The following is a 16,203-nucleotide window of genomic DNA, read 5'->3' as shown; positions in this document are numbered from 1 at the left end:
GGACCACCATGACCACCCCTAACATTTCGCCAGCTTCCGCCCTTCATCTCAGGCCGCTTGTCAACGATGAGCCGGCCCGTCGTGACGCGGCGGACACCACCAGCAAGGACACCATGCCCCCCGACGACACTCCTGTTCCACGCGGGCGGATCCGCCGCGCCATGCCCCTGGCCGGCTCATCGCGGGGCTACGGGAGAAAACCGGAGATGACGGCGCGGTCGAGCGGTTTCACGAACGCACCGCCGAGCGCTACACCGAACTACTCGGCCACTCCAAGGGCGTATTGATGAAAGCCGGCCAAATTCTGTCGATGGTCGACGCCCGCGCGATGGGAACAGGGGGTTACTGGCCCTATCAGAAGGCCCTGGCCCGGCTACAGGCTGATGCGCCGTCAATGCACCCGACTCTCGTTCACAAAGTGCTGCAGAAAGAACTAGGTTCGGCTGTACAACATTTCGCCGAATTCTCTGATGAGCCGATGGCCGCGGCGTCAGTCGGCCAAGTACACCGGGCCGTGCTGTCGGATCGCCGCGACGTTGTCGTGAAAATCCAGTACCCGGGTGTGGCCGAAGCGATCCGCGAGGACTTGGCCAACACCGAGCTCGTCGCCACGTTTCTGAGGTTCTTGGTCGCGGCGTCGGGAATGAAGGTTGACGTCAAAAGCCTGGCGCGTGAAGCATCCGCCCGGATTGCCGAGGAGGTCGACTATCGCCACGAGGCCGCTGCCATCACCAGGTTCAGCGCGCTCTATCGCGGTCATCCGTTCATCCGTATCCCCGAGGTCATTCCGGAAGCATCCAGTGACCGGGTGCTGACGATGACCTATCTCGACGGGATGGATTACTCAGCGGCACAACGGGCCGACCAGAATCTGAGAAACTCCTGGGCCGAAACAACCGCGCGATTCTCCAATGGCAACTTCCGACACGCTAACCTCTCGCACGCCGATCCCCATCCGGGCAACTATCGCTTCAATCCTGACAGCACAGTCGGCTTTCTCGATTTCGGCTGCACCACAATCATTCCCGAGAAACAGCGATGGTTGTGGGTGGCCTGTCTACGCGCAGCAATCGACGGACGCATCAGCGAAAGCCGCGACCTGATGATTCAATTGGGATTCATCACTCCTGACTCCACACTGACTACCGATGAACTGCAGCACTGGGTCTCATACACCAACTATCCAATGACCATGCCGCAACCAGTGACGTTCACCCCCGATGCCGTCGCGCGGGTCCTCAGCGGATTCTTCGATATCCGCGACCGCAACCATCCAGGCGCCAAAGTGAGTCTGCCCCCAGAGCACGCTTTCACCACTCGGATCATTCTTGCCTTTAACAGCGTCGCGTCCGGTCTGCACGCAACGCTGCCGATTCGAGCAATCTATGACGACATGGACGGCGTCACCGAACCGATCACCGAACTGGGCAAGCTGCACCACGCATGGGTGCGCGAGCGCGGCCTCCCCGGAGCATTGGACCACCATGACCACCCCTGAGACCCAAGCCTCGGTGCGGCTGCCGTGGGATCCGGTCGACCCTTACCCGTTCTATGAGGCGTGTCGCCGCGAGGGCGATGTGGTCTGGAATGACACCGCCGCGGCCTGGCTGATTCTGGGCTATCACCCGGCGCGAGAGAGCCTTGCCGGGCCCGGCTGGACCAGCAACCCGCTAGCCAACCCCAACACCCCAGCCTCCCTCCGGGCAACCGATCCAGACATGCTGCGCCGCAACATCCTATTCACCGAGGGCGCCGAGCATTCGCGGCTGCGCGGCGCCGTTCGAGACTTCTTCACCCGCAACTTCATCGCGGGTCTGCGCGACGGCATCGCCGCGATCGCCGCACACACGATCGACTCCATACCTGCCGAAGTCGAGTTCGACTTCATGGCCGACATCGCCCTACCCCTACCGATCGCCGTCGCGGCAGCCTGGATGGGACTTGACATTGCAGCAGCCCGGTTACTGCGCGAGGAGTCTGCCGCCATCACCCGAATGCTCGCCGACTCAACTGATGCCGTCGCCACCGACACCGGCACCGAAGCCCTTGCCGCACTGCTCACCGAATTCCTTCCGCTAGCCGCCGACCGCCGCCGCCACCCCGGCGATGACCTGCTCAGCATCATCGCCGCCGACACCGACCTCGAACTCGACGACGTCGTCACCACCGCCATCATCATCGCGATCGCCGGTCACGAAACCACCGCAAACCTGCTCGGCGCGACAATGGTTCGCCTCCTCACCCCTCAACCCGACGGCACCCGAACCATCGACACCATCACCACCGTCGACGATTCCTTGATCACCGAGCTGCTGCGCCTTGACAGCCCCGTCCAAACCGTCGCGCGCACCGCCACCCGGGACCACGTCTTCGGCGACGTCACCATCCGCTCCGGCGAACCCGCCCTCGTCGTGCTCGCCGCCGCCAACCGCGACCCCACGGTCTTCAACAACCCCGACCAACTCCGCACCGAAACGCCCAGACCAGCACCACTGACCTTCGGCCACGGCGCCCACTACTGCCTGGGGGCGCCATTGGCCCGCCTCGAAACCGGCATAGCACTCCAAAAGATTCTGGTACGCCAACCCACACTGTGCGGGAAACCCACCTGGCGTGACAACCCCGCCATCCGCGGGCCCCACACACTCCCCTGCGCCTTCATGGCCGCACCAGCGACGTCGAGCGCAGCGGCCAGGCAGGCCATATGAATCAGACTGGCGGGCAGGGGATTTAGTGGCTCACCACAGCAGTAGGGCTAGATCCCGCCGGCGAATGCATGGATCCGCGCGGTGAGCGGGGTGCCGGCCTGGATACTCACGGTGGACTGTAGGTGCCGGCCCGCAAGCCATCGGACGAGCGCACCGGTCGGATTATCCGATACCGGCGAGGTCGATCAGGATCGGAATGTCGTCGGTGTGGCCCCACGCGAACTTGGCTCCCGAGACTGAGCTGTGGTGTCTCTGATGTGTGCTGATGAAGCGATCAAGACTGCCCTCGCGGGTACGAATGCCGGCCGAAACTCGTACGGTTCTGCCTGATCCGAGAGTTATCTGTCCAATGAGTCCAAGGGCGTCTGTCATCGTCGGCGGCGGTTGATCGGCGTGGCCAACGAGCACTTGGGCAAACAAGTGTTGCGGCCAGTAGGGTGCAGGCCAGCTTTGGGCTGCTGTCCCGCACTGAGTCGCAGTCTGATCGATCGGTTCCACGATTCCTTGGACCATGATCACTGCGGCCAAAAACCATCCGTCGATGTCTGGTGGCGCAAACCAATAGTCACAGATAGAAAGCTGTCTCTCTGGCGGGATACGTGGACGAGCAAAGTCGCCGTGGAAGTCCACTAACCATTGACCCTGGTGAAGCCCTAGCGCCAGTGTGCCGGATAGTTGTTCAGCGCCGATGTAGAGGTGGCCCTTCGTCGTGGCGCCAATGTGCCACTTCAACGACTGGGAGCCAGCCGATCCACGTATCGCCCATTCGAGGTATCCAGGCCCACAAATCATCTGCGGGTCCGGCAGGGCCGCGAGGCATTGCCGGTCTTGTCCGGCGCCCTCCCACATATAGAAACGATAAGCGAAGTCAGCATCACAATCTATAGGCATCGCTGCCGCTCGAAAGCAGCCTCGGCATCTTTACTCCCTAAATCGATAACGGTGTTATTGTCGCAAGGGTCGACTTGTGTAAGGGCTTCAAATGGACCGGCAATCGCCTGTGACCGTCCCGGAATCACTCCGCTATCGCGACGGCCTGTACAAACTGGAGCGCTTCCCACGCGCAGGAGCAGTCACGTCGATACGCGAGAAACGGCGCTTCACCCGCCCCCTGCGGGCGATACACCGACTGTGGTTCGCGGTGTGGATGCCAAAGAATGTCGCTGCCTTGATCACGACAGGTCGCAAGTCCGGCGAGCCGCGCGCAAGTTTCGTCCGCGCCTACCGCGAGTGCGACAAGGTATACCTTGTTTCCATTACCGGCGAGCATGCCCTGTGGCTGAAGAACATTCGTGCAAACCCTGAAGTAGCGCTGCACTTCCGGCAAGACCGACTGACCGGAACTTCCACCGCACAGGATTACCAACCCACACCAAGATCATCGAGCTGCACCAAGCTTGGCTCGAGGGCGGAACGCCGGTGATCGTGGACGTGGACGCTCGTGATGCCCTCACCACGGCATTGCCCCAAAGCTGAATTCCGATGGACGAGCGATGGCCGCATCAATAGTTCCGGGCCGGCCTTGTGATGGCTGGCCGCGTGGCTGACATCCGGCGCGGGCGGGTTGCCCGCAACGCAAAACTGGCCAGTCTGCCGGTCGGTGTTGTGGGGCCGCGCAGCGCTCGAGCTGAGTAAGCGGCTGACGGGCACCTCCAGGGATGAAGTCAAGGCCCAATTGGCGGAAAAGCTGCGCAGCTGTTATTTACGGTGCTGGGCGACCTCAAGGGCGGCGCCATGAAAGTTGGCCAGGCCTTGCCCGTAATCGAGGCTGCCGTGCCCGAGCGCTACACCGAGCCCTACCGCGAAGTATTGACCAAGTTGCAGACGAACGCTCCCCCACTGCCGGCGGCCAAGCTCCATCGCGTGCTCGACGCGCAGCTTGGCACCACGTGGCGCGACCGGTTCGTCTCGTTCGACGACGAGCCCGTCGCGGCGGCCAGTATCGGCCAGGTGCACAAGGCGATCTGGTCCGACGGGCGTGAGGTCGCAGTCAAGATTCAGTACCCCGGCGCCGACGAGGCGCTACGCGCTGACCTCAAGACCCTGAAGCGCCTGGTGTCGGTGGTTCAGCAACTCGCGCCTCGCGCCCGGCCTGGGGTGATGGACCGCGGGACTGGTCGCCGATCTACTGTCTCGTTTTCTACAACGAGACACAGCACCTGCTTGGGCACCGGCCGGTTGGAAATCAGTGGGCCGATGGTTCTTGCCCCGCTACGGTGTGCACCATAGTGACAGATCCGCTAAGAGTTGCCGTCATTGGCGATTTCGATGACTCGTATGCCCCGCACTTGGCCACCAATGCGGCGATAGCCCATTCCGCGGATGCGCTTGGACTGGAGGTCTCGGTAAGTTGGCTGGCGACGGAACCACTGGCATCCGGTGTTGCGTCGGTCGCGACCGCAGACGCATTGTGGTGCGCACCAGGTAGCCCCTACCGGAGCCTGCTCGGGGCGATTGCCGCACTGCGCTTTGGGCGCGAAAACGACGTGCCGACCCTAGGCACATGCGGCGGATGCCAACACATCATTCTCGAATACGCCCGAAACGTCCTGGGTTTCCAGGATGCCCAGCACGCCGAATACGATCCGTACGGCTCGCTGCTATTCATCTCGTCGCTGACGTGCTCTTTGGCCGGGCAAACCATGCAGGTCAACCTGCGACCGGGATCTTTGGCCGCCCGATGCTGTGGAACAAGCCGGATTACCGAACAGTACTACTGCAACTTCGGCCTCAACGCGGCTTACCGGCAGCAGCTCGAAGAAGGCGGATTAATCGTCACCGGGACCGACGATGACGACGAGGCCCGCGTCTTCGAGCTGCCCAGCCATCCCTTCTACATGGCGACGTTGTTCGTGCCGCAGAATCGCTCGACTATCGAAGAACCGCATCCGCTCGTGACGGACCTGTTGTCTGCGGCCGCTAATCGCAAGTCATTGAACGCCGGCAACAACCAAGAGAGATCGGCGCCGAGATCTGGCCCGGGATCGATCCAGGACAAGATCTGACCAAACAGCTGCTCGAGTTAAAAGGGGGCGACCGCCAAAGGATGACCACGCCGATGATCAGTCAGGCAACGAGCCACACCTTCAGCACCATCAACCACAGTCGACGGTGTAGGCGCCACCAGCAGGCCGTCACATTGGAGGTGCGGGATAGGCTAGGCGAATGTTTTAGCGAGTCGACGCCACGCAGGCCTGCCGGCGAGATCATCGGGCGCACAATAGCTCGGCGTCCAGAAATGCGGGCGCGGTGAGTGAGTTCAGGGATGCCGTCGCCGCCGCGGCGCAGGGCACTCCGTACACGGTGGTCGATACCAAAAAGGGCTTCGACGTCCAACTCGACATCGCCAACGCCCAATGGTGGGGCCTGTACAACCGGGCCGGATTGCGAAAGACCTTTCGCTGGCGGGTCAAAGAGCGCGGATCGCATTTCACGATCTTCGATCGGCAGGTCGAAATGCAGTGGCGGGCCGGAGTTCCCGCACTCGGCGCCTCGATGCAGGCACAAGGGGGACGGATCTTTTCGTTGTCCCGGGAACAAATCTGGGCCCTGTCGGACCGTGGGCGCATCGAGCCGGTGGTCGACTACAAGTTCAACTCGCGAGAAGGTCGAGACTTGATCCGCCTGACGGCCCGGCAACTGGGTCTCAAAGAGCGCCTTCCCTTTTCGCTGTTGTTATCGCTCATCATGGCCCTAGCGACCCCGGTCTTCTTTGCGATCTACGGCCTGGTGCTGCTCATCGCTAAACTCGCCGGTGTCCATTTCTAAAGCTGCCTCACGCCCCGGATGTCTAACTAGGCGGCGAGAGCTGCTTGCCGACCTGCCAGTCCCAGCTGGCATCGTTGGGCGAAGTCGCTTTGGTGATCCTGATCGTGATCTCGAATTGTTTCCCGTCCTGGACGAGAATGCATTGCTCGCTGGCACCCAACTGGATCGGCAGATCCCGAGGGCAGGTGATGACGACGGGGCCGCCGCCCGATTTTTCACGGACCTGCTGAGCGGTGATCTGCTGGAGGTCGTTCAGGGGCACTGCGCCTTGCGCGCCCGCCGACGTCGTCGTACTCGATGACGTGGTGGTGGGCGTGCCGACGGTGAGGTGGCAGCCGCTAAGCAGCAGCGTCGAAATGGCCAGCGTGCCTACTAGCGCCGTGCCGGATGTTGGTGACACCAGTCGGGTCCTTTCTGCGTTGGTCACGGGGTAGATGGTTCACTCCGCAGTGGGTGAGATGGTCCCCACGAACTGGCCAGCCGATTCGGAACCAACAGCGGGAAGACGCTTAGTGTCGACCTCGATCTCACGCAGGAGGAACTCGCTCAACTCGTCGGTCCGTCCCGCGAGACGGTCAATAAGGCGCTTTCAGATTTTAGTCAGCGTGGCTGGATCCGCCAACAAGGCCGGATGCTTAGCGTCCTCGCCCCGGACAAACTCGCTCATCGCGCCCGGTGAGGAGTGTAGGTTCTCGCTTTTCGTGTCCTATCGCGCTCCCCTGAGCTGCGGCGATGCGAGTAGTCTCACGTGCTGTCATCTACGGTTTATCTCAAATTCGCGTCTTTTATAGGCGAGCAAGATCGCCCTAGTTCAAGTCTCGAACTGCAGGGGCGATGCCACCGTCGGCATTCACCGGCGTCGGTGGGTACCAGCGCAGTTCGTAGTGCCAATCGATGCCTTCGGCGCCAAGGCGGTTTCCGGTCACGTTGCCGCTCTCATCTCGTTCGGCTACGCGGACTCGATGCCAATGGGCGATCCGGATATGAGGCGGGAGCCTCCATCCAGCAATGCCCACATCTCCTGTGCGCTCGCCCGCTTGCCGACGGTACTGTCGCAGCGCTGCGCCGGTCCGCCATCCCAGATTGCCGATTTCGGCGCGGCGGATCTGCTGCGGTCGAGAAATCTGCTCAGCGGGAGGCCAGTCGATTTCGGGATCACCCGCCGCGGAGTACAACAACAGCGACAACGACAACGGGATGAGGACCGGCAACTCCTCGCCATTGGAGTTCCCAGCCTCGTGCGCACCTTGAATCTGCACCCTGACCAGATCGGCCAGCGTCGTCGCTGCTGCAAGGTCGCCGCGGAGCGGGAAAGTCACGCTCTGGACTTGCGGGGTCGGGTCGCCCTCCTCCTTATACACCCACATGCACCGGACACCCTGCGCTGCAGGTATTTTCGCGTAACCCGTTAATACGCCACGCCCGTCGGCGCCTCGAAGCTTCATGTTGCCCATCGCAGGCGTCGGTCCCGAACCTGTCAAGTTCCGGTACTGACTGACCGTGCCGGCCACGACCATTCCGAGGTAGTGACACATGCGGCGCCCGTCGTGCAGTGACAGCGGGGTGGCAAGGCTGTAAGCGACGGCGTCGAACGGGAACCGTGTCAACCAGTCCGGGACGAGCTCCACATCGGTCTTCGCGTTGATCAACGCGCCAGCGAACTCGTCGTCGACGCGCAACACCACAGGACTGTCGGACCACTTCTCGAAGATCATCCCGGCCACGTCTTGAGCCCACTGCGTGGCGGGGTTGCGTGCTGGCGGTCGGTTCGCCCACCACTGGAACGCGGCGATCACCGCGGCCGCATCATCAACCTTGATGTGCCGCTTGGTCCGCAGATCGCGACCTTTCTTCTTCACCACACCCCCATCCTCCCGCACGCCGAGACGGACCACGCGAGAACGCGCACATGGTCAACGCCGCACGAGCGAACCCGGCGCCCTCAAAGGCGATCAGCAGGCGGGAGGGAGGTGTGTCATTAGCCGTTTCGGGCCGACCAGCACCTCCAAGGAACCCTGTTGACTAAGACATCGGCATGTTGCCCGCCGGGCAGGACGCCGCCGAAGCGTTTTACCGGGTTGTCGATAGCGCGTACGAAAGACGCAGTGTCGCGGTCACTTCCAACCTTCACCCCAGCGGGTTCGATTCGATCATGCCCAAAACATTGGCCACCGCGACGGTGGATCGGCTCTTGCATCACGCGCACCCTGGTTGCCACGAAAGGCGATTCGCACCGGCTCGCTGAAGCGCTCGCCGGAAAAGGAGTCCAACCCCTTACCTGACGAACCGGCCGATGCCCAGACCTCAACGGCCGAGGTTCTGAGCGAAGCTGAGGATGCGACTGTTCACCTCGTCGGCGTACTCGGCTGCCACAGCGTGCGACGCGGTCGGCCAGAGTTCGACCTGCCCTGCCGGCAGAAGCCGACGCGCGCGAGCCGCCGCAGCGGCGGCGTCATGGTAGACGCTGCGTCCGCCGAGAAGGACAAGCGTCGGGATGCGCAGGGCGGCCAGTTCCGAGTCGTTCGGGTAGCGCGGTGCGGGGCTGGTTCCCAGCGCGCGGAAGTCATGAGCGCCGGCCACAATCAGCTCGACGATCGGATGCATCGGGTCACCGATCGCAGGGTTGCCGAACGCCCAGGCCATGGCGCGGCGCGTCAGCTGCCGCGGTGCCACGGGCAGCAGGGCCAGCACGGTGGGCTTGAACTTGACACTGGACCGGGCGAATACGTTCGCCGGCTCGATGAGGGTGATCGTCGCGAGCCGCTCAGGCGCATGGATGGCCTGGTTCAAGGCCAGCCAGCCACCATATGAGCAGCCGACCAGATGGACGTTGCCCAGCTCGCGTGCGGCCAGGAGATCATCGAGCCAATCCGCGCAGTCTTGCGGTGTACGCAGCGGCGTGGTCTGCACGCTGGCACCGGGTTGACCGAGAACATCGAGGCAGTACACCGGGTGGCGGGCCGAAAGTGCGCCGACGTTGGGCGCCCACATCGCCGCCGTAGCCCAGAACGCATGAACCAACACGATCGGCGCCCCACCTTCGGGCCCGTGTCGATACACCCTGGTCACACCGAATCGGGTTTCTATATAGCAGGTTTCGACGGGTTCCGGGCCAGCCGCCATCGCCATCTCGTATACGGCGAAATAGCGTTCTTTGGCGCGCGCGTCGGGGAACACGCCGACCCGTGCAGGTGCTTCCACGCTTTTCAGCTAAGCATGGTCACGCTGCAGCAGCAGAACTCCGCACCAACCCGCCACCGATCCGCGCCGTCGTGTCCGTCAATCCGGAGCCACCCTGTCCGCGCATCCGGAGAACTCGCGTCCGTCGGCGCGGAGTTCCAATTGGCCGTTGACACGCTCGGGAGGCGAGGTATTCACCCCGCGAATCATCTTGCAGGACAGGATAACTGGGTAATATGTGCGAGCAGCGAGTCTTGGGCATCGGCGGGAAGAAACGGCACTAGTCCTTCGGCGAGCCAGGCGATAGGTGCGGTGGGATCAAAGCTCGCCGCCACGAGGGCGCCGGGCCAGTCATCGCGTAGATCAATTGGGATGTGGGTGATGGCCGCAGCGGGTTTCATGCCGTGTTCGAGCAGAACGCCGGCTTTAAAGGTGAGAACCTTAGGCACGTCACATCGGCGGAAGCCGCCACCGGGGATCCCCGGCCGGGCGTAAACTGCTGAGCTTATGAAGACGGGGAAACGAATCCTGTTTGCGCTGCTGCTCACCTTCGCCGTCTCGACCACGTCGGTGAGCTGTCTTCCCTACTGCCCAATGAAAGGTGGCCCGTCCATCTCCTGCTGATCACCGGGGAGTTCGGACCACGTCCGGCGGGCTGCACGCCTGGAACGATCGTGCACCAACTGGACTGGACCGCGACGGCGGCTACCTACGCCGGCTGCGCTGGCCGGTGCTCGGGAAGCGGTTCCACACACTGCATTTGGTCGTTTTGAAGGTGCCTGTAGACGCGCCGGACGATGCGGCGTTCGACGCGGCGAAGCGCTTGGGCATGGGTGTCACCGCTTTCGCGGCGCGCACGGTAGTAGGCATCACCGGGCCCTCCACGGCGGATCTGCGTCATGGCGATGCGATACAGGGCGGCGTTGATCTTCCGATTGCCCGACGGGCCCGGCTTGATTTGCACCGTTTTCCGACCTGACGAATGCGGTACGGGCGCTACTCCTGCGTGGCGAGCGAACGCGGCTTCGCTGCGGAACCGAGACACGCCGGCGGTCTCACCGACAAGTTTGGCTGCGGTTAGTGCCCCGCACCCGTACAGGGTCATTAAGGACGGGGCGTACTCGCGCGCCCGCGCGGCGATGCGCCGTTCGAGTGCTCGGATTTCGCCTGTGATAGCGATGACTTCGGCCAGTTCGTCGCGGGCAAGCTCGGCCACCAAACCATCTCGTGTCTCAAGCCAACTGCGTACAGCCTCTTGATATTTATCTTTGCTCAGCGATCCCGGTCTGGGGGTCTGGCGCGGATCGAGTTCATGGATCCGCCACAACAATCGATTGCTCAATGCACTGCGGTGCGACACCAGATCGTCGTGGCGATCCACCAACAGCTTGAGCTCACGCGAGACCGGGTCATGGCTGGCGACCGGTAACCCCGGTTCCCGTAATACTGCCCGCGCGACCGACAACGCGTCGATGGGGTCCGACTTTCCCCAAGCGCGGCCCGAAGCGCGGGCCCGGGCCATCAGCCGCGGGGGTACCCGTACCACGCGTTGACCGGCGTCGAGCAGATCTCGTTCGAGTCGCAGCGACAGGGAGCGGCAATCCTCGATGCCCCACACAACGTCGGGACCGAACTCGTGGCGGGCCCATGCGAGCGCCTTGAGATGTCCCTCACTGGTTGCTTTCACGGTTACCTCGGCGAGCTTTCGTCCGGCGACGTCGACGCCGACCATCGTGTGAGTAGCTTTGTGGACGTCGACTCCGATCACGGTCATGGCGGCGATCCCTCGGTCTGGTGTTTACGATGTGGGGGTCTCGTGTCCGCGCCGGCTCCCGGGGTCGGCATGCTTGTATGGTGCGCGCGAGTCGGCATGACAACGAAAAGCCAAACCCCGGGGTGCGCGGGACACGATGGCCGCTCAACTGACCGGTCATCACGCCCAACTTCACCGAGAATTAGCAACAGTCTCGTCCCGAGCACGGCCCGTAGGCCGGCAATCAATGAATCAGCCCGCATCTCGGCGATACAGACCTGTTCAGCGTATCGCCGTTACGGCGACACTGGAAGCCACCTGTGCGATTTCGCCCGCACACCGGCCGGCGCTTCATCGATCACTGGCTGATGCCAGCGAGAGGCTATCCGGGCAGGGATTCGGTGTTTGGGCGCCGATGTACAGGTGCGGGTTGTCGAGTTGGCGCGCGATTGCTCGGATGGTGTAACGGCCTGCCTTGGGGGGTACGGCGTTAGGAACCGGGCACGAGGCCGCCGGCCACAGCGACTGGAGCTGACGTCCTCCTCTGACTAAAGCCCGCGCACGGTTATCGACCACCCGGATCGACGACATGGCCGTCAGAAGGGATTCGTGTGCGGTTCTTGATCAAGAGCCGCACAGCAATTCCGGCGAAAACTGCGCCGAGGATGGCCATGAGGACGGGTGTCCCGCCCTCCCGGTACTGGGACACACAGCCTGCCCAGGTAATCGCAGTGGCGAAAAGTGCAATTCCCGCCCTGACTTGCGCGAGCCGGTCGGACCGTCGTGGCCGCATCAGGATATAGACCCCTAGCGGAATCAGGAACGCTAAGCTCATCAACCCAATCTCCACTGTGCTCCTTTTGGTCAGCACCATTGTCCGACTGCGGATTTCACGTCCATTCAGCCAGCCGCGGCAGGGCGCGGCTGAGCCGGTCATACAGATCTGGCCAGCCTTTCTGCAGCCAAGCGATGTGTCCGTTGGACAGTTTGGAGGCGTCGATGATCGAGTCGACGCGGATCTGTTGTTCGGGGACTCCCAGTTCGGCAAGCCTGCGGTAGAGCGGATTGGGCTCGATGCCGCGGCCGGCCAGGTACTCGAAGACCCGCGAGCGTTGCCAGTCCCAGATCGGGCCATAGGTAATGGTGCCGTCCGCTCGTCGCACCACTCCGCCGACTTGCGCGCGCACATCTGACCGCGAACTGTGCTGTCGCGCCCGTGTTTCGGCGCCCAGACCGCGCCGGTATAGCATCCGTCGGCCGTGGGACTCCTCAGCGCGCACTCCCCACAGCGATCCGCGGCCGTAGCGGCGGTGCGCCTCGGCGGCGGGCCCTGTGATCATGATGTCGGCAAGCTGTCCGCGCAACCGGCGATCGACTGCGTGATGGTCGAAACCGCCGCCGGCGATGAGCACTGTCAGCAAATCTGGGTCAGCGGTGATCACGTGGTAGTTCAGCTGCCATGCCTGCGCTAGGTCCTCGAGATAGCGCAGCGTCTCGGGGAACTGCAGCCCGCTGTCGAAGAACACCACTGGGATGTGCGGGTCGACCTGCCGAGCGAGATCGACTACGACGGTGGAATCCTTACCGCCACTCCAGGATACGAATCCGTCGTGCTCGTCGAGGTGTTCGGCGATGCGGTCAAGCAGATGCTGGTGGCCCTGGGTGCCGCGCCGGCGGGCGGCGATGCCGCGCAGCGTGTGCAGGTCTAGTCCGGCCGGCGTCGTGGTCATCGTGCGTCGCTGACGGTGACGGTGCACCTGGGGAACAGCCGAGCGAGGTATTCGCGAACGTAGTCGATGCCCTCTGGGCCCTCCAGGATCGATTCCTCGCTAGTGGTGTCGTCCCACCACCACCACTGTCCGTTGCGCTTGAATCCAAACGGCGGCGGCACGTTTGAGTCGACGTGGGTGCGGGCAAAGCTGCGGGCCGCGCCGACGACGAACCACCAGTCGTTGCCGCCGAAGGTGATGGTGCCATCAGCGTCGGCGACATCGGACAGTCTGCGCGGCAACCTCACTCGGGCCAGACACGGTTCGATGGCCGGTTTCCGCGGCCGGGTGAGCGAGCGGTAATGACCGTTGCGGCCGGGCTCGTCGGATCCAATCTCGGATCTGTTGGGATGCACGATCCATTCCGTGGGGGTCATCACCGCTCCCTCAGTTGCAAGACGACGCGTTCGTTGAAGCCTCCGGATCGGGTTGCATAGGCGACGTGTTCGGCGGATGCTACGTCGAACTGCATTCCTCTCGGGAGGATGTGGGTGGTGTCTTCCACGCTGTCGGAGCGACCCAAATACATCCCACGGCTCGTCACAACCTCGAACACCACATGCCGGGAGCTGTCGTGGCCCGGCGTCTCATGCAAGTTGTGTCGAGTGAGGGTGAACTGGTCGAACGCGATGCTCGCACCGGGCCGCAGGTTAGCCGGCAGGTCGGAGGGCTTGGTGATGTCGCCACGGTTATCGGGCAGCTTCACCGCAACGTAGACGCGGTGGGTGCGGTCGTTGAGGCGTTCATACGCCTGGATCGCCCTGTCGAGGCGCTGCACCTTCGCCCGATCGGTGTCCGACAGTTGTTGGGCGTCACCCGCCGAGTGGTGCAGCTTCTCGTTGATGCGCCGCCACTCAGTGGGGTCTTCGCTGGTCAGCATGCTCGCGACCGCGGCGTGCTGTGACGCCGGCGCCGCGGCCATCACCTGGTTCTTGACCGCCGAGCGGATCTTGCGCTGGCGACCGCTCAGCCTTTCCCGGAACTCCTCGCGGGCCGGTAGCTCGCCGCGCAGGCGCCCGGACTCGATATGGCTCCTATCTCGAGGCGTGGCGCGATCACGGTCGCGAGCTGCCCGGGTCAGTGAGGTGTCCGCGTCGCGCAGTTCGTCGGTGATCTGGTTTGCCAGGCGTTGAAAAGCGCGCTCTGTCATCGCGTCCTCGGCCACCTCGCGGGCGGCCTTCACGTCGCGCGCGGAGATCGGGCCGCCTTCGACATCCATGACGACGGGTTGTTCCCGGTTCGGTCTGGCGGTCTTGGCACCCACGCGTTCTCAAACTTCCCTAGCTCGACGATCAACCGCAGTGTATGGGCCAACCTGGACACCGAGCGGGATTGCTGCGCGCGCCAGACCGAAAAGAGGGAGGCGGCCCCGGAGGGACTGAAAGTATCAGCCTTCCGGAGCCGCCTCAGGTGAAACCCTCACCCGACCCCTGTGTGCGTTTCGTGTCAATCAGGATATCAACCGTTTCGCCCGTATCGTGGCTTCCAGCATGCTTTCTGATCCCGCCGCCGCAGCATGGCTTTCTGCTGGACGGCCCGACGTGGACGCACCTTCGCCGGTAGATGGTCGCTGCGGCCGCTGCGGCGAGGAGGGGCCGACCGTGCTGAGCTCGCGCATCATTTCTGAGAAGTTCACCGGTTTCGACGCCTGGCCGTTCGGATCGCGCCGGCTCTGTGTGCCGTGCGCCTGGGCCTACAGCGCCCCTCCCACCACACAACTGGCTTTACTGGTCACTGCGACGACCGTGACGGAGTTTTCCACCGGTGCCGCATTGGCTGACGCGCTCGCTGGTGGCGCCTTATCGAGCTCTCAAGCCGCGATCCTGCCGACCGCTCGACGCCGCCACATCCTGCCGACCGCCCAATGGGGACATCTGGCCACCGATGGTCTCGTCGTGCCCTGGGATGCCGTCGCGGCGACCCGGCTGACCGAACTGATCTGGTTGCGTACCACCGTGGGCGCGACCTGGGTCCAGCTGAGCCGCTCGGCGCCTCCCTCGCGGTTACTGGCTGCTCAGCCGGCCACGCAGTGGCGGCGCCTCCTGGCTGCCTGGACGGCGCTGCAGACGTGGCGCACCGTCCCGCCAATGTGGGCAGCAGCTCGTGCCCTCACCACCGCGCCGACGCCTTAGCCCCCGCGCGCGCCGAGCGATCACCACCTGGTGACAGCCTGGCCCTTTACGCTTCACCCATGACGGCGGCTCCTACCCCCACCCAGGCGTGGCGTGCGCTGGTGCCCGAACTGCCACCCTTCGACGACCCCAGTCCGGACGCCGACACGAAAGAACCCGCCGGGCCCAGTCCCGCCGACACCGCTGAACGGCTGCTGCTGCTACTGCACTACAGCATCGACTGGGAGAGAAGCTGGCTCGCCGACCCGCGATACCGCAAAGCCTACTGGGACGAGTTGCTGCCCGGTCGAGTTCGCCGTGCCGCCTACCGCGCCGACACCCTGGATCGCTGGTGGTCTGATGTGTCCATACAGCTCGAGGTCTGCGCGCCGCGGCAGCGGGATCGACGCATCGAGCTAGCCATGCTGCTACGCCAACCGCCGCTACCCGTCATCGCAGTGCTACGTGACAGTCTGCCGGCACTGCTGCTGCGGGTGCGCATCATCGCCGAAGCTGTTGCCGAACAACGGAAAGCGGCCCGCGGGTGAGCTTGATCAGCGTTCACTTCGACATCGACGTCTTGGCCCGATCCTCGATCGTGCACCGCGAGGACTACAGCGCCATCGGCACCGACAATTTCGCCTTATTCCGCCGAGAAAAGATCATCACCCCCACCGGTGAAGTGACACTTGTCCCGATCGTGTCGGGCAGCGGTTTCCGCGGCATCTTGCGGCGCATCGGAGAGTCACTGACCGCCGCCGTGCTCGACTACGAAGACACCGCACTGCCCATCCCGGCAGCACACCTACTCACCAACGGCGGCCGGCTGGCCAAATCTGCGCGGCCCCTTACCGACGAGCAAGAACGCCGCCTCAAAGCTCTACTGCCCCAGATCGCGGTATTCGGTGGGGCAG

16 protein-coding genes and 4 pseudogenes are annotated in these 16,203 nt (G+C 63.6%); 11 read left to right on the top strand and 9 right to left on the bottom strand.

Annotated features, from left to right (window positions below):
• The first annotated feature begins 286 nt into the window (after positions 1-286).
• Together A9W96_RS27535 and A9W96_RS27530 are read left to right on the top strand one after the other, a co-directional pair.
• Positions 287-1,498: an ABC1 kinase family protein gene (locus A9W96_RS27535; RefSeq protein ID WP_369830880.1), complete on the top strand. Its 1,212-nt coding sequence runs from the start codon at positions 287-289 to the stop codon at positions 1,496-1,498.
• Positions 1,485-2,708: a cytochrome P450 gene (locus A9W96_RS27530; RefSeq protein WP_067144423.1), complete on the top strand. Its 1,224-nt coding sequence runs from the start codon at positions 1,485-1,487 to the stop codon at positions 2,706-2,708. The genes A9W96_RS27535 and A9W96_RS27530 overlap by 14 nt, the downstream gene beginning before the upstream one ends.
• A 162-nt stretch (positions 2,709-2,870) precedes the next feature.
• Here the strand turns inward: A9W96_RS27530 and A9W96_RS31880 are convergent, their stop codons facing one another.
• Positions 2,871-3,557 (bottom strand): hypothetical protein, encoded by a 687-nt coding sequence (locus A9W96_RS31880; RefSeq protein ID WP_156765445.1) that lies wholly within the window; start codon positions 3,555-3,557, stop codon positions 2,871-2,873.
• A 133-nt stretch (positions 3,558-3,690) separates the two neighbouring features.
• On the opposite strand from A9W96_RS31880, the gene A9W96_RS31025 reads away from it, so the two are divergent.
• From A9W96_RS31025 to A9W96_RS27515, 4 genes and pseudogenes are all read left to right on the top strand, one after another.
• Positions 3,691-4,131, top strand: coding sequence for a nitroreductase family deazaflavin-dependent oxidoreductase (locus A9W96_RS31025; protein ID WP_082972663.1), 441 nt, complete (start codon positions 3,691-3,693; stop codon positions 4,129-4,131).
• Positions 4,132-4,235: 104 nt separating this feature from the next.
• A pseudogene (locus tag A9W96_RS27525) lies at positions 4,236-4,814 on the top strand (AarF/UbiB family protein); the annotation flags it as partial.
• Positions 4,815-4,936: 122 nt separating this feature from the next.
• Entirely contained in the window at positions 4,937-5,713 is a 777-nt protein-coding gene (locus A9W96_RS27520) for a CTP synthase (protein ID WP_082972662.1), read from the top strand.
• Positions 5,714-5,957: 244 nt separating this feature from the next.
• Positions 5,958-6,476, top strand: a complete 519-nt coding sequence (locus tag A9W96_RS27515; protein WP_067144422.1) for a hypothetical protein — start codon at positions 5,958-5,960, stop codon at positions 6,474-6,476.
• A 22-nt stretch (positions 6,477-6,498) separates the two neighbouring features.
• Here A9W96_RS27515 and A9W96_RS31020 read toward each other — a convergent pair whose 3' ends face one another.
• Positions 6,499-6,903 (bottom strand): DUF4333 domain-containing protein, encoded by a 405-nt coding sequence (locus A9W96_RS31020; protein ID WP_197499681.1) that lies wholly within the window; start codon positions 6,901-6,903, stop codon positions 6,499-6,501.
• A gap of 42 nt (positions 6,904-6,945) precedes the next feature.
• Here A9W96_RS31020 and A9W96_RS31015 point away from each other — a divergent pair.
• A pseudogene (locus A9W96_RS31015) lies at positions 6,946-7,155 on the top strand (helix-turn-helix domain-containing protein); the annotation flags it as partial.
• A 127-nt stretch (positions 7,156-7,282) separates the two neighbouring features.
• On the opposite strand, the gene A9W96_RS27505 reads toward A9W96_RS31015, so the two are convergent.
• Positions 7,283-8,338 (bottom strand): hypothetical protein, encoded by a 1,056-nt coding sequence (locus A9W96_RS27505; RefSeq protein WP_156765444.1) that lies wholly within the window; start codon positions 8,336-8,338, stop codon positions 7,283-7,285.
• A 164-nt stretch (positions 8,339-8,502) separates the two neighbouring features.
• On the opposite strand from A9W96_RS27505, the pseudogene A9W96_RS27500 reads away from it, so the two are divergent.
• A pseudogene (locus tag A9W96_RS27500) lies at positions 8,503-8,758 on the top strand (ATP-binding protein); the annotation flags it as partial.
• Between the two features lie 22 nt (positions 8,759-8,780).
• Here A9W96_RS27500 and A9W96_RS27495 read toward each other — a convergent pair.
• From A9W96_RS27495 to A9W96_RS27470, 6 genes are all read right to left on the bottom strand, one after another.
• Positions 8,781-9,599: an alpha/beta fold hydrolase gene (locus A9W96_RS27495; RefSeq protein WP_255363009.1), complete on the bottom strand. Its 819-nt coding sequence runs from the start codon at positions 9,597-9,599 to the stop codon at positions 8,781-8,783.
• Between the two features lie 263 nt (positions 9,600-9,862).
• Positions 9,863-10,222, bottom strand: a complete 360-nt coding sequence (locus tag A9W96_RS31010; protein ID WP_082972659.1) for a class I SAM-dependent methyltransferase — start codon at positions 10,220-10,222, stop codon at positions 9,863-9,865.
• A 143-nt stretch (positions 10,223-10,365) separates the two neighbouring features.
• Positions 10,366-11,430: an IS110 family transposase gene (locus A9W96_RS27490; RefSeq protein WP_067144419.1), complete on the bottom strand. Its 1,065-nt coding sequence runs from the start codon at positions 11,428-11,430 to the stop codon at positions 10,366-10,368.
• An 869-nt stretch (positions 11,431-12,299) separates the two neighbouring features.
• Positions 12,300-13,139: a phosphoadenosine phosphosulfate reductase family protein gene (locus tag A9W96_RS27480; protein WP_067144417.1), complete on the bottom strand. Its 840-nt coding sequence runs from the start codon at positions 13,137-13,139 to the stop codon at positions 12,300-12,302.
• Positions 13,136-13,555, bottom strand: coding sequence for a hypothetical protein (locus A9W96_RS27475; RefSeq protein WP_067144416.1), 420 nt, complete (start codon positions 13,553-13,555; stop codon positions 13,136-13,138). The genes A9W96_RS27480 and A9W96_RS27475 overlap by 4 nt, the downstream gene beginning before the upstream one ends.
• Positions 13,555-14,442, bottom strand: coding sequence for a hypothetical protein (locus A9W96_RS27470; protein ID WP_067144415.1), 888 nt, complete (start codon positions 14,440-14,442; stop codon positions 13,555-13,557). The genes A9W96_RS27475 and A9W96_RS27470 overlap by 1 nt, the downstream gene beginning before the upstream one ends.
• 226 nt (positions 14,443-14,668) lie before the next feature.
• Between A9W96_RS27470 and A9W96_RS27465 the strand changes: the two genes are divergently transcribed.
• From A9W96_RS27465 to A9W96_RS27455, 3 genes and pseudogenes are all read left to right on the top strand, one after another.
• Positions 14,669-15,310 carry a hypothetical protein gene (locus A9W96_RS27465; RefSeq protein WP_067144414.1) on the top strand — a complete coding sequence of 214 codons (642 nt, stop codon included), beginning with the start codon at positions 14,669-14,671 and terminating at the stop codon, positions 15,308-15,310.
• A 59-nt stretch (positions 15,311-15,369) separates the two neighbouring features.
• Positions 15,370-15,837, top strand: coding sequence for a hypothetical protein (locus A9W96_RS27460; protein WP_067144413.1), 468 nt, complete (start codon positions 15,370-15,372; stop codon positions 15,835-15,837).
• Positions 15,834-16,203 (top strand): annotated as a pseudogene (locus A9W96_RS27455) (hypothetical protein); the annotation flags it as partial. The gene A9W96_RS27460 and the pseudogene A9W96_RS27455, both read left to right, overlap by 4 nt.

The organism is Mycobacterium sp. 1245852.3, from assembly GCF_001669335.1.
GTDB classification, from domain to species: domain Bacteria; phylum Actinomycetota; class Actinomycetes; order Mycobacteriales; family Mycobacteriaceae; genus Mycobacterium; species Mycobacterium europaeum_A.
This window is presented reverse-complemented; position numbering and strand designations above follow the sequence as displayed.

What these genes read in the sequence shown, in the direction of transcription:
- A9W96_RS27535 (WP_369830880.1), top strand. Translation starts at nt 287, where the DNA reads ATGAAAGCCGGCCAAATTCTGTCGATGGTCGACGCCCGCGCGATGGGA.
- A9W96_RS27530 (WP_067144423.1), top strand. Translation starts at nt 1,485, where the DNA reads ATGACCACCCCTGAGACCCAAGCCTCGGTGCGGCTGCCGTGGGATCCG.
- A9W96_RS31880 (WP_156765445.1), bottom strand. Translation starts at nt 3,557, where the DNA reads ATGTGGGAGGGCGCCGGACAAGACCGGCAATGCCTCGCGGCCCTGCCG.
- A9W96_RS31025 (WP_082972663.1), top strand. Translation starts at nt 3,691, where the DNA reads ATGGACCGGCAATCGCCTGTGACCGTCCCGGAATCACTCCGCTATCGC.
- A9W96_RS27495 (WP_255363009.1), bottom strand. Translation starts at nt 9,599, where the DNA reads ATGGCGGCTGGCCCGGAACCCGTCGAAACCTGCTATATAGAAACCCGA.
- A9W96_RS27490 (WP_067144419.1), bottom strand. Translation starts at nt 11,430, where the DNA reads ATGACCGTGATCGGAGTCGACGTCCACAAAGCTACTCACACGATGGTC.
- A9W96_RS27480 (WP_067144417.1), bottom strand. Translation starts at nt 13,139, where the DNA reads ATGACCACGACGCCGGCCGGACTAGACCTGCACACGCTGCGCGGCATC.
- A9W96_RS27475 (WP_067144416.1), bottom strand. Translation starts at nt 13,555, where the DNA reads ATGACCCCCACGGAATGGATCGTGCATCCCAACAGATCCGAGATTGGA.
- A9W96_RS27465 (WP_067144414.1), top strand. Translation starts at nt 14,669, where the DNA reads ATGCTTTCTGATCCCGCCGCCGCAGCATGGCTTTCTGCTGGACGGCCC.
- A9W96_RS27460 (WP_067144413.1), top strand. Translation starts at nt 15,370, where the DNA reads ATGACGGCGGCTCCTACCCCCACCCAGGCGTGGCGTGCGCTGGTGCCC.